The organism is Bradyrhizobium sp. 44 (assembly GCF_023073095.1).
Taxonomy (GTDB): Bacteria; Pseudomonadota; Alphaproteobacteria; order Rhizobiales; family Xanthobacteraceae; genus Bradyrhizobium.
The window spans coordinates 81,792-98,737 of the sequence record NZ_JADPIY010000038.1; the positions used below are offsets into that span (position 1 = coordinate 81,792).

Below are 16,946 nucleotides of genomic sequence, written 5' to 3' on the forward strand. Positions count from 1 at the left end.
TCTCTTTCATCTTGCTTTCGTTTTCCGGTGTGATCTAATCAAAAGCGAAAGTAGCCGCTCGATTGAACGGGCGGTCGCCGGGGGATGCGTCTGTTGGAGCGTATTTTCGACCTCGCCATTATCGGAGGCGGTGTTAACGGCTGCGGCATCGCGCGCGACGCGGTGGGCCGTGGCAACACGGTTTTCCTGTGCGAAATGAACGATCTGGCAAGCGGGACGTCGTCCTGGTCGACCAAGCTGGTGCATGGCGGCCTGCGCTATCTCGAATATTACGAGTTCCGGCTGGTCCGCGAGGCGCTGATCGAGCGCGAGATTCTCTGGGGCATCGCGCCCCATATCATTCGCCCCCTGCGTTTCGTTTTGCCGCACCATGCGGGCCTGCGGCCGGCCTGGCTGCTGCGCCTCGGCCTCTTCCTCTATGACCACATCGGCGGCCGTCATTTGTTGCCGGCGACGCGCTCGGTCGACCTTGGGCGTGACGAGGTCGGCCGCCCGCTGATCCCGAACCGCTACGGTCGCGCGTTCGAATATTCCGACTGCTTCGTCGACGACGCCCGCCTCGTCGTGCTCAACGCGCGCGATGCCGCCGATAAGGGCGCCGAGATCCGCACCCGTACGCGCGCAACGGATATCAAACAGTCCGACGGCACATGGACCGTCAGCATGGTCGACACGCTGACCGGCGCGCGTTCGTCGATCCAGGCCCGTGCGCTGGTCAATGCCGGCGGTCCCTGGGTCGAGGATGTGCTCGGCCGCGGCGCCGGCGTCAACGCCAAAGCCAAGGTGCGCCTGGTGCAAGGCTCGCACATCGTGGTCAAGAAGCTCTACGACCACGACCGCGCCTACATGTTCCAGAATGCCGACGGTCGCATCATCTTCGTCATTCCCTATCAGGACGATTTTACGCTGATCGGCACCACCGACCGCGACTATGACGGCGATCCCGCCAAGGTGAAGGCGACGGCCGAGGAGATCCAGTATCTCTGCACGGCGGCAAGCGAGTATCTGGCCAAGCCTGTCACGCCTGACGACGTGGTCTGGACCTATTCCGGTGTGCGTCCGCTCTACGACGACGGCGCCAGCGAAGCCAAGGCCGCGACGCGCGATTATGTGTTCGAGCTCGACACGCCCGGGGGCGTGCCGCTGCTGTCGATCTATGGCGGCAAGATCACGACCTACCGCCGTCTCGCCGAGGAGGCGCTGGAACGGCTCGCGCCCTATCTTCGCAGTGCGAAAGCGCGCGAAGGTTGGACCGGCAAATGGCCGCTGCCCGGCGGCGACATGGGCGTCTCCGATGTCGACGGCCTGATCGCCGAGCTTCAGCGCGGCTATCCTTTCCTCAGCCACGAGCACGCGCGGCGCCTTGCGCGCGCCTATGGCACGAGGGCGATCAAGTTGCTTGGGGATGCGAAATCGGCGGCCGATCTCGGCCAGGCCTTCGGCGCGACGCTGACCGAGCGCGAAGTCCGCTATCTCATGGCCAACGAATGGGCCGTTACCGCCGACGACGTCGTCTGGCGCCGTTCCAAGCTCGGCCTGCGACTAAGTGCCGACGAGATCGCGGCGCTGGACGACTGGATCAGGACCCACGCCGTACAGCAAAGTCCCCTGCTGGAAGCCGGAGGACGCTCATGACCGTCACACTCGATCACGTGACCCGGACTGTCGACGGTATCCCACATATCCGCGACGTCTCGCTGACGCTCGAGAGCGGCACGCTCAACGTGCTGCTCGGGCCGACGCTGTCGGGCAAGACCTCGATCATGCGGCTGCTCGCTGGCCTGGACAAGCCGACATCGGGCAAGCTGCTGGTCAATGGCAAGGACGTCACCGGTGTCGACGTGCGCCAGCGCTCGGTCGCGATGGTCTATCAGCAGTTCATCAATTATCCTTCGCTCACGGTCTACGAGAACATCGCCTCGCCTTTGCGCGTGCAGGGCAAGCCGCGCGCCGAGATCGAGGCGCGTGTCGCGGAAGCCGCCCGGCTGCTCAGGCTCGAGCCGTTCCTGAAGCGCACGCCGCTCCAGCTTTCCGGCGGCCAGCAGCAGCGAACTGCGATGGCGCGCGCGCTGGTGAAGGGCGCCGACCTCGTGCTGCTCGACGAGCCGCTCGCCAATCTCGACTACAAGCTGCGCGAGGAGCTGCGCACCGAGCTGCCGCGCATCTTCGAGGCATCCGGCGCGATCTTCGTCTATGCCACCACCGAGCCGACCGAGGCGCTGCTGCTCGGCGGCAACACTGTGTGCATGTGGCAGGGAGAGGCGCTCCAGATCGGCGAGACGCCGAAGGTCTACCGCCGCCCGCAGACCTTGCGCGTCGCGCAGGTGTTCTCCGATCCGCCGCTCAACCTCGTCGGCATCGAGAAGAAGAACGGTTCCGTGCAATATGCGGGCGGCATTGCCGCGCCGGCGTCCGGTCTCTATTCCTCGCTCGCGGACGGCGCCTATCGCGTCGGATTTCGCGCCCATCAGCTCGCGCTTGCCAATGGCGAGACTGACCGCCACGCCTTCCATGCCACGGTAACGGTGACCGAGATCACCGGTTCGGAGAGTTTCGTGCATCTGACCCGCGACGGATCGAATTGGGTGGCGGTGCTGCACGGCGTGCACGAGTTCGAGCCCGGCCAGACCATTGATGCCGTGCTCGATCCCAACGACGTTTTCGTGTTCGACGCTGGCGACCGCCTGGTCGCAGCGCCCGGTCCCATAGCGTTTTTAAGCGAAGTGCCGAGCGGTTCGCGTGAAGAAAACGCGTCAAAGAAAAAAGCCTGAGGGGGATGCGACATGGCCCGCATTGACCTCGTCGATCTCGCGCACTCCTACGGCGGCAATGATGCGCCGCAGGACAGTTTTGCGCTGAAGCCCGTCACCATGACTTGGCGGCAGGGCGGCGCCTATGCGCTGCTCGGGCCGTCCGGCTGCGGCAAGACCACGCTGCTCAACGTCATCTCCGGCATCATCACCCCGTCGCGGGGGAAAATCCTGTTCGACGGCGAGGACATCACACCGCTGTCAACCCAGAAGCGCAACATCGCCCAGGTGTTCCAGTTTCCGGTGATCTACGACACCATGACGGTGGGGCAGAATTTGGCGTTCCCTCTGAAGAACCGTGGCGTGCCGAAGGCCGAGATCGACAAGCGCGTCGCCGAGATCGGCCGCCTGCTCGACCTCGAGCCCTATCTGAACCGCAAGGCGACGCGGCTCACGGCCGATGCCAAGCAGAAGATCTCGCTCGGCCGTGGCCTCGTTCGCTCCGACGTCGCCGCCGTGCTGTTCGACGAGCCGCTCACCGTGATCGACCCCGAGCTGAAATGGCAGCTCCGCTCCAAGCTGAAGGCGCTGCATCGCGAGCTCGACCTGACGATGATCTACGTCACCCACGACCAGACCGAGGCGCTGACCTTCGCCGACACCGTGGTGGTCATGCATGACGGCCGCGTGGTGCAGAGCGGCACGCCGGCCGAGCTGTTCGACAAGCCGGCGCACACCTTCGTCGGCTATTTCATCGGCTCGCCCGGCATGAACATCCTGCCGGCCGAGGTGAGGGGCCGTGAGGCCAGGATCGGCGGTCATGTGATCGCGCTCAACCGCAGCTACGACAAGCTGCCTGATGGCGCGAAGATCGAGATCGGTGTCCGTCCGGAATTCGTTGAGGCCGTCGCGCCTGCGCCCGGCCTGCTCAGTGCGAAGATCGAACGCGTCGACGACCTCGGCCGCATTCGCTTCGCGCGTGCGCGGCTCGGTGACGCAAAACTCGCGGCCCGCGCACCGGCCGGCTTCACCAGCCCGGACGGCACGGCCGGCCTGAAATTCGATCCGTCGCACGTCCACGTCTATGCCGACAGCCTTCTGGTGGAGGGAGCCGCCTGATGGACAAGACCGTCAACCAAAAAGCCTGGTTCCTGGTGCTGCCGGTGTTCCTGGTCGTCGCCTTCTCGGCAGTGCTGCCGCTGATGACGGTGGTGAACTATTCGATGCAGGATACCTTCGGCAACAACCAGTTCTTCTGGAACGGTGTCGGCTGGTTCAAGGAGCTGCTCGATCCTTCGACCGACCTCGGCGGCCGCTTCCTCGCTTCGCTTGGCCGCAATCTGTTCTTCTCGCTGGTGATCCTCGCGATCGAGGTGCCGCTCGGCATCGTCGTCGCGCTGTCGATGCCGCGCCAGGGCTGGACGGTTGCAGCCTGCCTCGTCATCCTCGCGCTGCCGTTGCTGATCCCGTGGAACGTGGTCGGCACGATCTGGCAGATCTTCGGCCGGCCCGACATCGGCCTGCTCGGTTATGTCCTCAATGCCATCGGCATCGATTACAATTACGTCTCCAACGACATCGACGCCTGGGTCACCGTCATCGTGATGGACGTCTGGCACTGGACCAGCCTGGTCGCGCTGCTCTGCTACGCCGGCCTGAAGTCGATTCCGGAAGCGTATTACCAGGCGGCGCAGATCGACGGCGCCTCGCGCTGGGCGGTGTTCAAGGCGATCCAGCTGCCCAAGATGAACCGCGTGCTGCTGATCGCGGTGCTGCTGCGCTTCATGGACAGTTTCATGATCTACACCGAGCCGTTCGTGGTGACGGGCGGCGGGCCCGGCAACTCGACGACCTTCGTGTCGATCGAGCTGGTCAAGATCGCGCTCGGCCAGTTCGACCTCGGCAAGGCCGCCGCGCTGTCGCTGGTCTACAACCTCATCATCCTGATCGTCTGCTGGATCTTCTACACCGTCATGACCAATGCCGGCGCCGACCGGAAATCGCATGAAGGAGCCGTGTGATGCATTCGATCCCCGGCCGTCGTCTCATCATGGCGCTGTTTTTGATCTTCCTGCTGTTGCCGATCTACTGGCTCGTCAACATGAGCTTCAAGACCAACGCCGAGATCGTCTCGACGATGACGCTGTGGCCGCACGCCCCGACGCTCCAGCACTACAAGCGCATCTTCACCGACGAGAGCTGGTATTCCGGCTATATCAACTCGCTGGAATATGTCGTCCTCAACACCATCATCTCGATCTCGGTGGCGCTGCCGGCGGCCTACGCGTTCTCGCGCTACCGCTTCCTCGGCGACAAGCATCTGTTCTTCTGGCTGCTGTCGAACCGCATGGCGCCGGCCGCGGTTTATGCACTGCCGTTCTTCAACCTCTATTCGGCGATCGGGCTGTTCGATACGCCCTGGGCGGTCGCGCTCGCGCACTGCATCTTCAACGTCCCGCTGGCGGTGTGGATCCTGGAAGGCTTCGTCTCCGGCGTGCCGCGCGAGATCGACGAGACCGCTTTCCTCGACGGCTATTCCTTCCCGCGCTTCTTCATCAAGATCCTGGTGCCCTTGATTGCGAGCGGCATCGGCGTCGCCGCCTTCTTCTGCTTCATGTTCTCCTGGGTCGAGCTGCTGCTCGCGCGCACGCTGACCTCGGTCTCGGCCAAGCCGATCGCGGCGATCATGACGCGCACGGTGTCGGCCGCGGGCATGGACTGGGGCCTGCTGGCTGCGGCCGGCGTGCTGACGATCATCCCGGGCGCACTCGTGATCTGGTTCGTCCGCAATTACATCGCGAGCGGTTTCGCGCTCGGTCGGGTCTAGGAGATGCGCATGATCCCGAAAAGTGGAAACCGGTTTTCGGACCAGATCATGCGCAAGGAGTAAGAGCATGGAAGCTATTGCATGGATGGCCTGGACGCCGCCGACGGCAATCTTCTTTGTCGCGCTCGCCTGCACGCTCGCCGTGATGACCTGGCTCGGGGTGGCCTATCCCGAGGCCGAGCGCGTCGGCGTGCTGCGCATCCCGACCACGCGCGGCGACCGCCTGTTCATCTCCCTGATCACCGCTGCGGTCATCCATTTGCTCTGGATCGCCTTCGCCGGCACCGACGCCCTCGCCACGCTGCCGATCGGCGAGGACGGACTTGAAATTTCGCGCCTTTGGATCGCATCAGGAATTTCGCTGGCCACGGCCGTACTCATTTTCCGCACGGTCTAGCCCGCGAAGGAACGGCCAGATCCGGGACCAACCCGGGCCTGTAAAAAGTTTGTCGCTGCAACGGAGGACTAACATGCGGCAGTTTAGGAGAAGGGAACGTCCATTGACCAAGAATAGCTTTCTGACGATGTCCAGCGTCGCCGCCATCGTCGCGGTGTCGCTGGCCGTCTCGGCGCCGGTGCGCGCCGCCGACGACGCCGCCATCCAGAAGTGGATCGCGGAATTCCAGCCCTCGACGCTGTCGAAGGAAGACCAGAAGAAGGAGCTGGAGTGGTTCGCCAAGGCCGCCGAGCCCTTCAAGGGCATGGAGATCAACGTGGTCTCCGAAACCATCACGACCCACGAATACGAGTCGCAGACGCTGGCCAAGGCGTTCTCCGAGCTCACCGGCATCAAGCTCAAGCACGACATCATCCAGGAAGGTGACGTCGTCGAGAAGCTGCAGACCCAGATGCAGTCCGGCAAGAACGTGTACGACGGCTGGATCAACGATTCCGACCTGATCGGCACGCATTTCCGCTACGGCCAGACCATCGCGCTGTCGGACTACATGACCGGCGAGGGCAAGGACGTCACCGACCCCATGCTCGACGTCAACGACTTCATCGGCAAGTCATTCGGCACGGCGCCGGACGGCAAGCTCTATCAGCTGCCCGACCAGCAGTTCGCGAACCTCTACTGGTTCCGCTACGACTGGTTCACCAACGCCGACTACAAGGCCAAGTTCAAGGCCAAGTATGGCTACGAGCTCGGCGTTCCTGTGAACTGGTCAGCCTATGAAGACATCGCCGAGTTCTTCACCAACGACATCAAGGAGATCAACGGCGTCAAGGTCTACGGCCACATGGACTATGGCAAGAAGGACCCGTCGCTCGGCTGGCGTTTCACCGACGCCTGGCTGTCGATGGCCGGTAACGGCGACAAGGGCATCCCGAACGGTCTGCCGGTCGACGAATGGGGCATCCGCATGGAAGGCTGCCGTCCGGTCGGCTCATCGGTCGAGCGTGGCGGCGACACCAACGGTCCGGCCGCGGTCTACTCGATCACCAAGTACCTCGAGTGGATGAAGAAGTATGCTCCGCCGCAGGCGCAGGGCATGACCTTCTCCGAGTCGGGTCCGGTGCCGGCGCAGGGCAACATCGCTCAGCAGATGTTCTGGTACACCGCCTTCACCGCAGACATGGTGAAGCCGGGCATCGCCGTGATGAACGCGGACGGTACGCCGAAGTGGCGTATGGCTCCGTCGCCGCACGGTTCGTACTGGAAGGAAGGCATGAAGCTCGGCTACCAGGACGCCGGCTCCGTGACGCTGCTGAAGTCGACCCCGGCGGATCGCCGCAAGGCGGCATGGCTCTACCTCCAGTTCATCGTCTCCAAGACGGTTTCGCTGAAGAAGAGCCATGTCGGTCTCACGTTCATCCGTGAATCCGACATCTGGGACAAGTCGTTCACGGAGCGTGCGCCAAAGCTCGGCGGCCTGATCGAGTTCTACCGCTCGCCCGCGCGCGTGCAGTGGACCCCGACCGGCAACAACGTGCCCGACTATCCGAAGCTGGCGCAGCTGTGGTGGCAGAACATCGGCGATGCGTCGTCCGGTGCGAAGACGCCGCAAGCTGCGATGGACTCGCTCGCCGCTGCTCAGGACTCCGTGATGGAGCGTCTGGAGAAGTCCGGCGTGCAGGGCGCCTGCGGTCCGAAGCTGCACAAGAAGGAGACGGCCGAGTACTGGTTCGCCAAGGCCCAGAAGGACGGCACGATTGCTCCCCAGCGCAAGCTCGCCAACGAGAAGCCGAAGGGCGAGACGGTCGACTACGACACCCTGATCAAGTCGTGGCCGGCCCAGCCCCCGAAGCGCGCTTCGCTGCAGTAAGGCACATCAACATAACGACGAAAGGCCGGGAGCAATCCCGGCCTTTTTTCTTTTTATTGTCGTGGATTTTGCTTCCACCGTCATTGCGAGCGAAGCGAAGCAATCCAGAGTCTTTCCACGGACGTAGTCTGGATTGCTTCGTCGCTTCGCTCCTCGCAATGACGGAGGATGGAGCGACGACGACGCCTTACTCCGCCGGTTCGGCCGCCAGCGCGGGGTAGTCCGTGTATCCCTTCGCGCCGCCGCCGTAGAAGGTATTCTTGTCCCAATCGTTCAGCGTCGCGCCCGTCTTCAGCCGCTCGACGAGATCGGGGTTGGAGATGAACGGCTTGCCGAAGGCGATGAGATCGGCCGCGTTCGCGTCCAGCACCTTGCTGGCGAGATCGAAATCATAGCCGTTGTTGGCGATGTAGGCGCCGGGGAAGCGCTTGCGCAGGCCCGCATAGTCGAATGGCGCGATGTCGCGCGGACCGCCGGTGGCGCCTTCGACGACATGGAGATAGACGAGCTTCAGCGCGGCGAGACCGTCGACGATATGGTCGTAGAGGGCTTGCGGGTTCGATTCCGAGATATCGTTGGCCGGTGTCACCGGGGAGATGCGGATGCCGGTACGCTCGGCGCCGGCCTCGGCGACGACAGCCTTGGAGACTTCCAGCATCAGACGCGCGCGGTTCTCGAGCGAGCCGCCATAGGCGTCGGTCCGCTTGTTGGTGCCGTCCTTGGCGAACTGCTCGAGCAGATAGCCGTTGGCGCCGTGGATCTCGACGCCGTCGAAGCCGGCCTCGAGCGCGTTCTTCGTGGCGCGCTTGAAATCGTCGATGATCCCTGGAATTTCGGAGAGTTCGAGCGCACGGGGCTCGGAGACGTCGGCGAAGCCGCCGTTGACGAAAGTCTTGCCCTTGGCGCGGATTGCGCTCGGCGCCACCGGGGCTGCGCCATCGGCCTGAAGGTCGACATGCGAGATGCGGCCGACATGCCAGAGCTGGATGAAGATCTTGCCGCCGCGCTGGTGCACCTGATCGGTGACCTTGCGCCAGCCGGCAACCTGCTCCTTGGAGTAGATGCCGGGCGTGTCCTGGTAGCCCTGGCCCTGCTGCGAGACCTGGCTCGCTTCGGTGATCAGAAGGCCCGCGGAAGCGCGCTGGCCGTAATAATCCGCCGCAAGCGGGCTCGGTACGAACGTGCCGGGCGCGGCGCGGTTGCGCGTCAGCGGCGCCATCACCAAGCGGTTGGCCAGTGTGATCGGGCCGAGCTTGTAGGTCTCAAACAATTTGGTCGAACGGCTCATGAGAATGCTTCCAGGCGGTGAGAGATCCGGAACACTTGTGCATCGCGGCAATCAGCGCAAGGGAGGAGCCATACGGAAACTGCAGGCGAGATGCGCAGCGGAGCCTCGCAGCATAAAGCATGTGCAATTTCAGCCGCGGCAGCAGATTCGATCTCCCGCCGCGGCCGCCTGAATAATCGGGTACTAGTTCGCGCCGAGGAAATCGCGCTTGCCGACCTCGACGCCGGCGTGGCGCAGAAGGCCGTGGGCGGTCGCGGCGTGGAAATAGAAGTTCGGCAGCGAGAACGCGCTCAGGAATTGCTGGCCCTTCATGGTGATGGACTTGTCGGGGCCGGCCGGGAAGGTGACGTCCTTGGTGTCGGCGCCCTCGAACTGCTCGGGCTTGAACGATTTCACGTAGTCGATGGTCTTGGCGAGCCGCTGCTTCAGCTCCGCAAAGCTGGTCTCGGTGTCTGCTGTGGACGGCACGTCGCTATGGGTCAGCCGGGCGCAACCTTTGGCTGCGAAATCGGTGACCAGCTGGATCTGCTTCGAAAGCGGCAGCATGTCCGGAAATAGCCGGGAGCCGAGCAGGACGCTCGGATCGACCTTCTTGGCCGCACAATGCGCCTCGGCTTTCGTGAGCAGGCCGGTGAGGCTGTTCAGCATTTGCAAATAGGCGGGAACGACGGCGTCGTGGAAGGACATGTGATGCTCGCTCTGTGGTGGGAAATCTCAGGAGAAACCTGAGCCACTCACATGGGAACCTCATGGAAAAATACAATTGCAAAAGCGGCTTGTGCAGTGCGAAAATTCTACCGAGCGGGCTTGTGGTGCTGTCGGCGCCATACCTCGCTGTCATCGTCCGGCTTGACCGGACGATCCAGTACTCCGGGGCAGCTGTGATTGAATGGATAGGCCGCGGCGTACTGGATGCCCCGCTTTCGCGGGGCATGACAGCGATTCGAGTGCTTAGCGGATCGTCGCCGCAGGCTGCGCTTGCGCCGTGCCACCGCGCATCCGGGCCAAAAGCTCCGCGGTCGGCCAGGAATCGGCCGGCAGACCGTATTTGATCTGCATCGCCTTCACTGCGGCGCGGCTCTGCTGGCCCAGCACGCCGTCGACCTTGCCGACATTGAAGCCGGCCTGGACCAGAAGCTGCTGCAATTGCTTGAGCTCGTTGAACGGCAGCTGCGCGACGGGTGTGGACGGCTTTCGCATCGGAGCCGCGCCCGCGATGCGGGTGGCGAGATAACCTGCGGTGGTCGAATAGATCAGCGAGTTATTCCACTCGGTGTATGCCGCGAAATTCGGGTACGCCATGAAGGCCGGCCCGTTCCGACCCATCGGCAGCAGCACCGACGCGGCAAGATTGTCGGTCGGCAGCGGCCTCCCGTCGGGATAGGTCACCCCGAGCTGCGCCCATTTCGAGCGCGGCAGCTGCACCGTGAGGTCGGTCTGATCCCAGGGCAGGTTTTGCGGCACCTTGATCTCCTCCAGCCACGGCTCACCGCGCCGCCACTTCAATCCGTTGGCGATGTAGTTCGCGGTCGAGCCGATCACGTCGTCCTCGCTGCGGAGGAGATCGCGACGTCCGTCGCCGTCGTAGTCGACGGCATAGTTGACGTAATGCACGGGCAGGAACTGGGTCTGTCCGAGCTCGCCGGCCCAGGAGCCGACCATCTCGTCGGGATGCAAATCGCCGCGGTCGATGATCTTCAGCGCGGCAATGGTCTCGTTCACGAACATCTCCGAGCGGCGGCAATCATAGGCCAGCGACACCAGCGACTTCAGCGTCGGCAAATTTCCCATGTTGACGCCGAAATCGCTCTCCAGTCCCCAGAACGCTGCGATCACCGCCGGCGGCACGCCGTATTCTTTCTCCGCGCGCGCGAACGCGGCCGCATGTTGCTTGATGTGCTGCTGGCCGTTCTGCATGCGATAGGGCGCCGCCATGCGGCCGGCAAATTCGGTGAAGAGCTGGCCGAACACGCGCTGGCCGCGGTCGCGATTGACGATGCCCTGGTCGTAGACGAGGTAAGGCGAGGCCGCCGCGATCGTCCGCTGCGACACGCCGGCGGCGACGGCCTGCTGTTTCACGTCGGCCAGGAAGCGATCGAAGTTCGCCCCGTTGTGGCACGACGCCGCGCGCGGCGACGGCGCGGTGGCCCTGGGAGCCGCGGGCTTTGCGGGTGGCGGAGCGAACTGGGCAGAGGCGGGAAGGGCGAGCGTGAGCAGGGCGGCGGCCGCGATCGCAAATCGGGTCTGGAACATGAGGTTTCCGCAAGGGGAGGAGACGCTTGGATTCTTGGCCAAGCTTAATGGAACGATTGCCTTCAAACCAGTGCCGCGGCTCCGCGACGCACCCGGAAACCTTGCGAGCGGGCCGGGGTCATCCCTACCTCATGCTTGCCGGCCCGCAATCCCTCCAGCGGCCACGGCCGGCCTCGGGAGACGGCCATGAACTATCTTCGTACCGCAATGCTGCTCGCAGGCCTCACCGCTCTGTTCATGGGTGTTGGCTATCTGATCGGCGGTGCCGGCGGCGCCATGATTGCGCTCGTCGTTGCCGCGGCGACCAATCTCTTTACCTACTGGAACTCCGACCGGATGGTGCTGTCCATGTATGGCGCCCATGAGGTCGACCGCAGCAGCGCGCCGGAGCTGGTCGGGCTCGTGGCCGAGCTTGCGGGCCGCGCCCGCTTGCCGATGCCGCGCGTGTTCCTGATGGACGAGCCGCAGCCCAACGCATTTGCCACCGGGCGCAATCCGGAGAATGCCGCGGTTGCGGTCACCACCGGGTTGATGCGCCAGCTCAGCCGCGAGGAGCTCGCCGGCGTGATCGCGCACGAGCTTGCCCATATCAAACACCACGACACGCTGCTGATGACCGTGACCGCGACCATTGCGGGTGCGATCTCGATGCTGGCGCAGTTCGGCATGTTCTTCGGAGGCAACCGCGACAACAACGGCCCCGGCATCGTCGGTTCGATCCTGATGATGATCCTCGCCCCGATCGGCGCCATGCTGGTGCAGATGGCGATCAGTCGCACTCGCGAATACGCCGCGGACAATCTCGGCGCACGCATCGCCGGTCAGCCGATGTGGCTGGCATCGGCGCTGGTGAAGATCGAAGGCGCGGCGCATCAGGTCCCGAACGCCGAGGCGGAACGAAATCCCGCCACCGCGCACATGTTCATCATCAACCCGCTGTCGGGCCACGGCGTCGACAATTTGTTCGCCACCCATCCCTCGACGCAGAATCGCATCGCGGCGCTTCAGCAGCTCGCAGCCGAGCTTGGCGCGCAGGCGTCGCCGTCGGTCGGCGCCAATGAGAACTATCCGCCGCGGAGCCCGTGGGGTCGCTCGTCCTCGCGCGGGCCTTGGGGCTGACGCAGCAGCTGCTCTAATTTGCGCGCTTTGTGACCTGTCGCACACAGGACGGTCCCGGCCGGTGTTAACACCCTGCCGTGACAGTTCCTGCGAAAGGGGATGCGTGGCCGGTCCTCCGCCTGCCACCGTCGAAGATGACCAAAGCTGCAGTACCATTGTTGATTGTCGTGGGTGTGCTGATTGGCCTCTCCACGCACACCGTCGTCAATTGCGGAGACGAGGACGAGCCCGACATCTGTTCGGCGGTAATCGGCTTCTCGCCGCTGCGCGGCTCGCTGATCGCTTTCGCCTATGAGGGGCGCGGACGGATCGCGCTGCGCCACGGCGACTGGCGGCGGGCGATCGCGGATTTCGACGAGGCCATCCACCTCAATCCTAACCGCGCCTCGCTCTATCGCGATCGGGCACTGGCGCGCCGGCAGAATGGCGATCTCGAACTTGCCATCGAGGATTACGACGAGGCGATCGCGCATGATCCCAGGCACGCCGCGCCCTATCACCAGCGCGGTCTCGCGCTCGCGGCCGCCGGCGATCTCGATCGCGCGATTCTGAGCTACAACACCGCGGTCCGCCTCGACCCCTCGGATGCGCAGCCTCGGCTCGACCGCGGCCTCGCCTTCCTCGCCCGCGGCCAGGCAAATGAGGCGCGCGCCGATTTCGAGGCCGCGCTGGCGCTGCCCGCCGGCAAGGATGCCCGTACCCGCGATGCAGCGCGCGCAAAACTCGCCGAACTGGCGAGCGCCGAGCCGACCCGGCTCGCCGCGCCAGGGCGGTAGAGATATCTAGAGCTGCGTGCGCCGCTGCAACCCTCTCTCCTTGTGGGAGAGGGTGGCTCGCCGCGAAGCGGCGAGACGGGTGGGGGGTATCTCTCCGCGCGTGAGCCTGCTGCAGTTGAATTCGCGGAAACAACCCCTCATCCGGCGCTTCGCGCCACCTTCTCCCACAAGGGGAGAAGGAAGAAAGTGCGGGCCTACTTCTTGGCTTTGGCCTTCTTCGCCTTCTTCACCGGCTTCTCCTTGGCGGGCTTCTTCTCCACCTTCACCGCGACCGGTGTGCTGGCGGCAATCCGCATCGACCGCGCGTAGCTGTCGGCGACGTTGTCGGCGGACATCTGCAGGCGCTTGGCGGCGGCGATGGCCTGCTCCATGGTGGCCTTGGCCATCATCTTGAAGCGGTCGCCGGTCTCCTTGCTCTTGGCCTTGGCCGCAAGGCCGTTGAATCGATCCCGCCGCTCCTTGGCGCGGGACATCAGGCCCGTATGCAGCTGTCTGGCCAGTTGCCGGATCACGACATCCAGGTCGGCGTCCGCCATGTTGTTCTATCCTCTTCGAAAACAATATCGATGCGGGCGGACTATGCAGATCGGGCCCCGCCTTGGCAATTCCCGGCCGCGCGTCATCCGCAGCTTCCGGTGACCAAAACAAAAAAGCCGCGCTACGCGCGCGGCTCTCTGGCTTGGTTTGGCGTTTTTTGCCTTACTTCAGCGAGGCGACCGGGCCGCTTGTCGCTGCCGGATCGGGGTCGAAGCCGAACACGCCCACCAGATATTTGTAATAGTCCGGCAGCTTCTCCTTGAGCGCCTCGCGCGACTTGGGGTCGTGGAATTCGCTCTTCCCGGCCAGGAAGATGCTGGCGGTCACGGCAAAGAATTCCATGTGATTCTTCAGCGCGTAGGATTCCTTGGGCAGGAGATCCTTGGACTTGGCGTAGGCGTAATAGCCGATCACGCCCTTGTTGGCGTAGCCGTCCGGCAACAGCCGCGCGTGGTAGGCGTGCAGGAGCTCGTGCAGCAGCACGGCTTCCTTTTCGTACCGCATCATGTCCGGCCGCAGCATGATCACGCCGAGGCCGGAATCGACCGCGAGGTCGACGGCGTTCGGATTGCTCCAACGCTGCTTGTTGGGGTCCCAGACCGTCAGCGTGCGGGGAGCGGTGCGCTGGATGTCGGGCGTGACCCGGCCGTAGCATGCGGTCGCGGCGCCCTCGTCGAGGCAGGCGAGCTCGCTGGCGATGATCGGGACGGTGCGGAAGAAGCGCAGCACGCGCGGCGAGAGGCCGGCAGCCTCGACCACGTCGATCTGGCTCTTCACATTGTCGGTGAGCTTGTCGACATCCTTGCGGTCGGAATTCTCCGACAAGTCGAACATGTAGCCGCGGTAGCTCTGGAAGCCCGGCGGTAACGCCTGCGCTGCGCCGGCGGACGCATCCAGCGGTCCGGCATGGGACGGATTGGCAAAGAGCGCGCCGACAATGGTCGCGGTCAGCAGCAACGCAATGCGCATGATGAACCCCCTGATGTCACTTCACGCGGCAGGATAAGCCGCCGTTGTTTGCGAAAAGTGAGTGGGGCGAGACTAAGGCAGCGATGTTGAGGCGTGCTTAATCGATCGTTGCGGATCGCCGAACTGAATTAGCGCCGGGTTAACCAAGCGTGGATTGCTCGCGCGCTTCGGCGTAGCATGCGGTCCGGGCACCAAGCCCTCAAACCAGATAGCCGGAAGGGAGGATGCCATGTATGCCGCCATCCGTCAGGCCAAGGCGAAAAGCGGGAGCGCCGAAGAGCTGGCGCGCCGTATCAAGGAAGGCGCCGTTCCGATCATCAGCGACGTCGACGGCTTCCGCGCCTATTACGTCGTCTATGCCGGCGACGACACGGTCACGGCGATTTCGATCTTCGACAAGTTCGAGCAGGCGGAGGAGGCGAACAGGCGTGCGATCGCCTGGATCGAGAAGGATCTCGGCGCGTTGCTTGCAGGCGACGCCCGCGCCGCCGCCGGGCCGGTGATCGTGCATACGCTGGCGTAGGGATTGGGTGCAGCCGCGCATTCAACTGTCATCGCCCGGCTTGACCGGGCGATCCAGTACTCCGAGACGGCAGGGATTGAACCGATAAGCCGCGGCGTACTGGATGCCCCGCCTTCGCGGGGCATGACAGCGGTGTGCTTTACAACTCCCTTGCATTCGAAAACGCAAACGAGCTCACCCGCCGCGTCGTCTCGTCCAGGATCAGCGTGCGCGTGATCGGCGGCTCGGCGCGCTGAGCGCAGTTTTCGCGCTCGCAGAGACGGCAGTTGACGCCGATCGGCGTGCCCTCCGTTTTCTCCAGATCGATGCCGGCAGCGTAGACGAGGCGCGCGGCGTGACGGATCTCGCAGCCGAGGCCGATGGCGAAGCGCGGCTGCGGCAGCGGGTGCGGCGCGACGGGGCGGCGCACCATCTGCGCGATCGAGAAATAGCGCGTGCCGTCGGAGAGCTCGATCACCTGCTTCAGCAGGCGGTCAGGCGTGTCGAAGGTCGAGTGCACGTTCCACAACGGACAAGTGCCGCCGAATTTCGAGAACGGGAACGTGCCCGATGAAAATCGCTTCGAGACGTTGCCGGCATTGTCGACACGAAGCAGGAAGAACGGGATGCCGCGCGCGTTCGGCCGCTGCAGGGTGGTGAGCCGATGGCAGACCTGCTCGAAACCGGAATTGAAGCGCTGCGCGAGCAGATGGATGTCGTAATTCAACGCTTCCGCCGCAGCCAGGAAAGCCGGGTAGGGCATCATCACGGCGGCCGCGAAATAGTTGCCGAGCGTGATGCGGAACAGGCGGCGCGGTGTGTCGTCGAGCGGGCCGGCGCGGCCGATGATGGTCTCCAGATGCTGCGCGCATTCAATGAGGCCGAGCTGGAAGGCGAGCTGGAACGCGCGACCGGGCGGGTCGACCAGCTCGGAAATCAGGAGCTGGCGCCGGTGGCGGTCGAAGCGCCTCAGCGTCTCGCGCATCACATCCACCGGCATGATGCGGGTCTGGATCGAATGCTTTTCGCGCAGCCGTGTCGCCAGCGCCGCATAAAGCTCTTCGGCCGGCACATTCAGCTCGTCGCGCAAAGTCTCCGCGGCCTGCTCGAGTTCCGGAAAGTAGTTGCGGTTGGCCTCGATCAGCTCGCGGACGCGCTCGACCGGATTGGCCTCATAGCGGGTGCCGACGTCGCGGTCGGCCATTTGTGCCGCGGCCAGCGTCTCGCCCTGGCGGGCCTCGGTATAGGCGGCATAGAGCCGTTGCAGCGCATGGGTGACGCCGGGGCAAAGCTCGGCGAGATCGCGCAATTCCTGCTTGGGAACGTCGATCTGGCGGAACAGCGGATCGGAGAAGATCTCGTTGAGTTCGGCGAAAAAGCGGTCCTCGTCGGCGCTCGCGAGGTCGCGCAGGTCGAGGTCGTAGGTTTCGGCCAGCCGCAGCAGGATCTGGGCGGTCACCGGACGCTGGTTACGCTCGATCAGATTGACATAGCTCGGCGAGATCCCGAGCCCCTCGGCGATCTGGGTCTGCGACAGCCCCAGTTGCTGCCGGATCCGCCGGAAGCGCGGGCCGACGAAGAGCTTCTTGCTGGAACCGGCGGGCATTCTCGGGTCTCCGGAGAGGGCATCAATGGCAGGCTTACTGACCTAATTAATT

Annotated in this window: 16 protein-coding genes; 10 read left to right on the top strand and 6 right to left on the bottom strand. The window is 64.2% G+C overall.

Features of this window, described 5'->3' with window-relative positions:
- Window positions 1-84 precede the first annotated feature (84 nt).
- From glpD to IVB41_RS33145, 7 genes are all read left to right on the top strand, one after another.
- Complete coding sequence (gene glpD / locus IVB41_RS33115) at window positions 85-1,635, top strand: glycerol-3-phosphate dehydrogenase (protein WP_247438755.1); 1,551 nt, start codon at window positions 85-87, stop codon at window positions 1,633-1,635.
- Window positions 1,632-2,771 carry an ABC transporter ATP-binding protein gene (locus IVB41_RS33120; protein ID WP_247438758.1) on the top strand — a complete coding sequence of 380 codons (1,140 nt, stop codon included), beginning with the start codon at window positions 1,632-1,634 and terminating at the stop codon, window positions 2,769-2,771. The genes glpD and IVB41_RS33120 overlap by 4 nt, the downstream gene beginning before the upstream one ends.
- A 12-nt stretch (window positions 2,772-2,783) precedes the next feature.
- Window positions 2,784-3,869 carry an ABC transporter ATP-binding protein gene (locus IVB41_RS33125; RefSeq protein ID WP_027568538.1) on the top strand — a complete coding sequence of 362 codons (1,086 nt, stop codon included), beginning with the start codon at window positions 2,784-2,786 and terminating at the stop codon, window positions 3,867-3,869.
- Entirely contained in the window at window positions 3,869-4,771 is a 903-nt protein-coding gene (locus tag IVB41_RS33130) for a carbohydrate ABC transporter permease (protein WP_007595151.1), read from the top strand. Before IVB41_RS33125 ends, IVB41_RS33130 begins: the two co-directional genes overlap by 1 nt.
- A complete protein-coding gene (locus IVB41_RS33135) occupies window positions 4,771-5,577 on the top strand; it encodes a carbohydrate ABC transporter permease (RefSeq protein WP_018454979.1) in 807 nt (268 codons plus the stop codon). The genes IVB41_RS33130 and IVB41_RS33135 overlap by 1 nt, the downstream gene beginning before the upstream one ends.
- Window positions 5,578-5,644: 67 nt before the next feature.
- A complete protein-coding gene (locus IVB41_RS33140; protein ID WP_027568539.1) occupies window positions 5,645-5,974 on the top strand; it encodes a DUF2160 domain-containing protein in 330 nt (109 codons plus the stop codon).
- A gap of 127 nt (window positions 5,975-6,101) precedes the next feature.
- Entirely contained in the window at window positions 6,102-7,844 is a 1,743-nt protein-coding gene (locus tag IVB41_RS33145) for an ABC transporter substrate-binding protein (protein ID WP_035962951.1), read from the top strand.
- A gap of 187 nt (window positions 7,845-8,031) precedes the next feature.
- Here IVB41_RS33145 and IVB41_RS33150 read toward each other — a convergent pair whose 3' ends face one another.
- The 3 genes from IVB41_RS33150 to IVB41_RS33160 all read right to left on the bottom strand — a co-directional run bounded on the left by IVB41_RS33150 (window position 8,032) and on the right by IVB41_RS33160 (window position 11,385).
- On the bottom strand, window positions 8,032-9,132 hold the full coding sequence (locus IVB41_RS33150) for an alkene reductase (protein WP_247438760.1): 1,101 nt from the start codon (window positions 9,130-9,132) through the stop codon (window positions 8,032-8,034).
- Between the two features lie 183 nt (window positions 9,133-9,315).
- A complete protein-coding gene (locus IVB41_RS33155; protein ID WP_247438762.1) occupies window positions 9,316-9,819 on the bottom strand; it encodes a DUF1993 family protein in 504 nt (167 codons plus the stop codon).
- 264 nt (window positions 9,820-10,083) lie between these two features.
- Window positions 10,084-11,385 carry a lytic murein transglycosylase gene (locus IVB41_RS33160; RefSeq protein WP_247438764.1) on the bottom strand — a complete coding sequence of 434 codons (1,302 nt, stop codon included), beginning with the start codon at window positions 11,383-11,385 and terminating at the stop codon, window positions 10,084-10,086.
- A gap of 186 nt (window positions 11,386-11,571) precedes the next feature.
- Here IVB41_RS33160 and htpX point away from each other — a divergent pair, with 186 nt between their 5' ends.
- Entirely contained in the window at window positions 11,572-12,504 is a 933-nt protein-coding gene (gene htpX, locus IVB41_RS33165) for a zinc metalloprotease HtpX (RefSeq protein ID WP_247438766.1), read from the top strand.
- A gap of 134 nt (window positions 12,505-12,638) precedes the next feature.
- Window positions 12,639-13,280, top strand: a complete 642-nt coding sequence (locus IVB41_RS33170; RefSeq protein ID WP_026232851.1) for a tetratricopeptide repeat protein — start codon at window positions 12,639-12,641, stop codon at window positions 13,278-13,280.
- Between the two features lie 194 nt (window positions 13,281-13,474).
- Here the strand turns inward: IVB41_RS33170 and IVB41_RS33175 are convergent, their stop codons facing one another.
- Together IVB41_RS33175 and IVB41_RS33180 are read right to left on the bottom strand one after the other, a co-directional pair.
- Complete coding sequence (locus IVB41_RS33175; protein WP_027568547.1) at window positions 13,475-13,816, bottom strand: hypothetical protein; 342 nt, start codon at window positions 13,814-13,816, stop codon at window positions 13,475-13,477.
- Window positions 13,817-13,979: 163 nt separating this feature from the next.
- Window positions 13,980-14,786 carry a hypothetical protein gene (locus tag IVB41_RS33180; protein ID WP_247291315.1) on the bottom strand — a complete coding sequence of 269 codons (807 nt, stop codon included), beginning with the start codon at window positions 14,784-14,786 and terminating at the stop codon, window positions 13,980-13,982.
- Between the two features lie 229 nt (window positions 14,787-15,015).
- On the opposite strand from IVB41_RS33180, the gene IVB41_RS33185 reads away from it, so the two are divergent.
- Window positions 15,016-15,309, top strand: a complete 294-nt coding sequence (locus tag IVB41_RS33185; protein ID WP_007607017.1) for an antibiotic biosynthesis monooxygenase — start codon at window positions 15,016-15,018, stop codon at window positions 15,307-15,309.
- Window positions 15,310-15,448: 139 nt separating this feature from the next.
- Here the strand turns inward: IVB41_RS33185 and IVB41_RS33190 are convergent, their stop codons facing one another.
- Complete coding sequence (locus IVB41_RS33190) at window positions 15,449-16,894, bottom strand: short-chain fatty acyl-CoA regulator family protein (protein WP_027568549.1); 1,446 nt, start codon at window positions 16,892-16,894, stop codon at window positions 15,449-15,451.
- Between the last annotated feature and the right edge of the window lie 52 nt (window positions 16,895-16,946).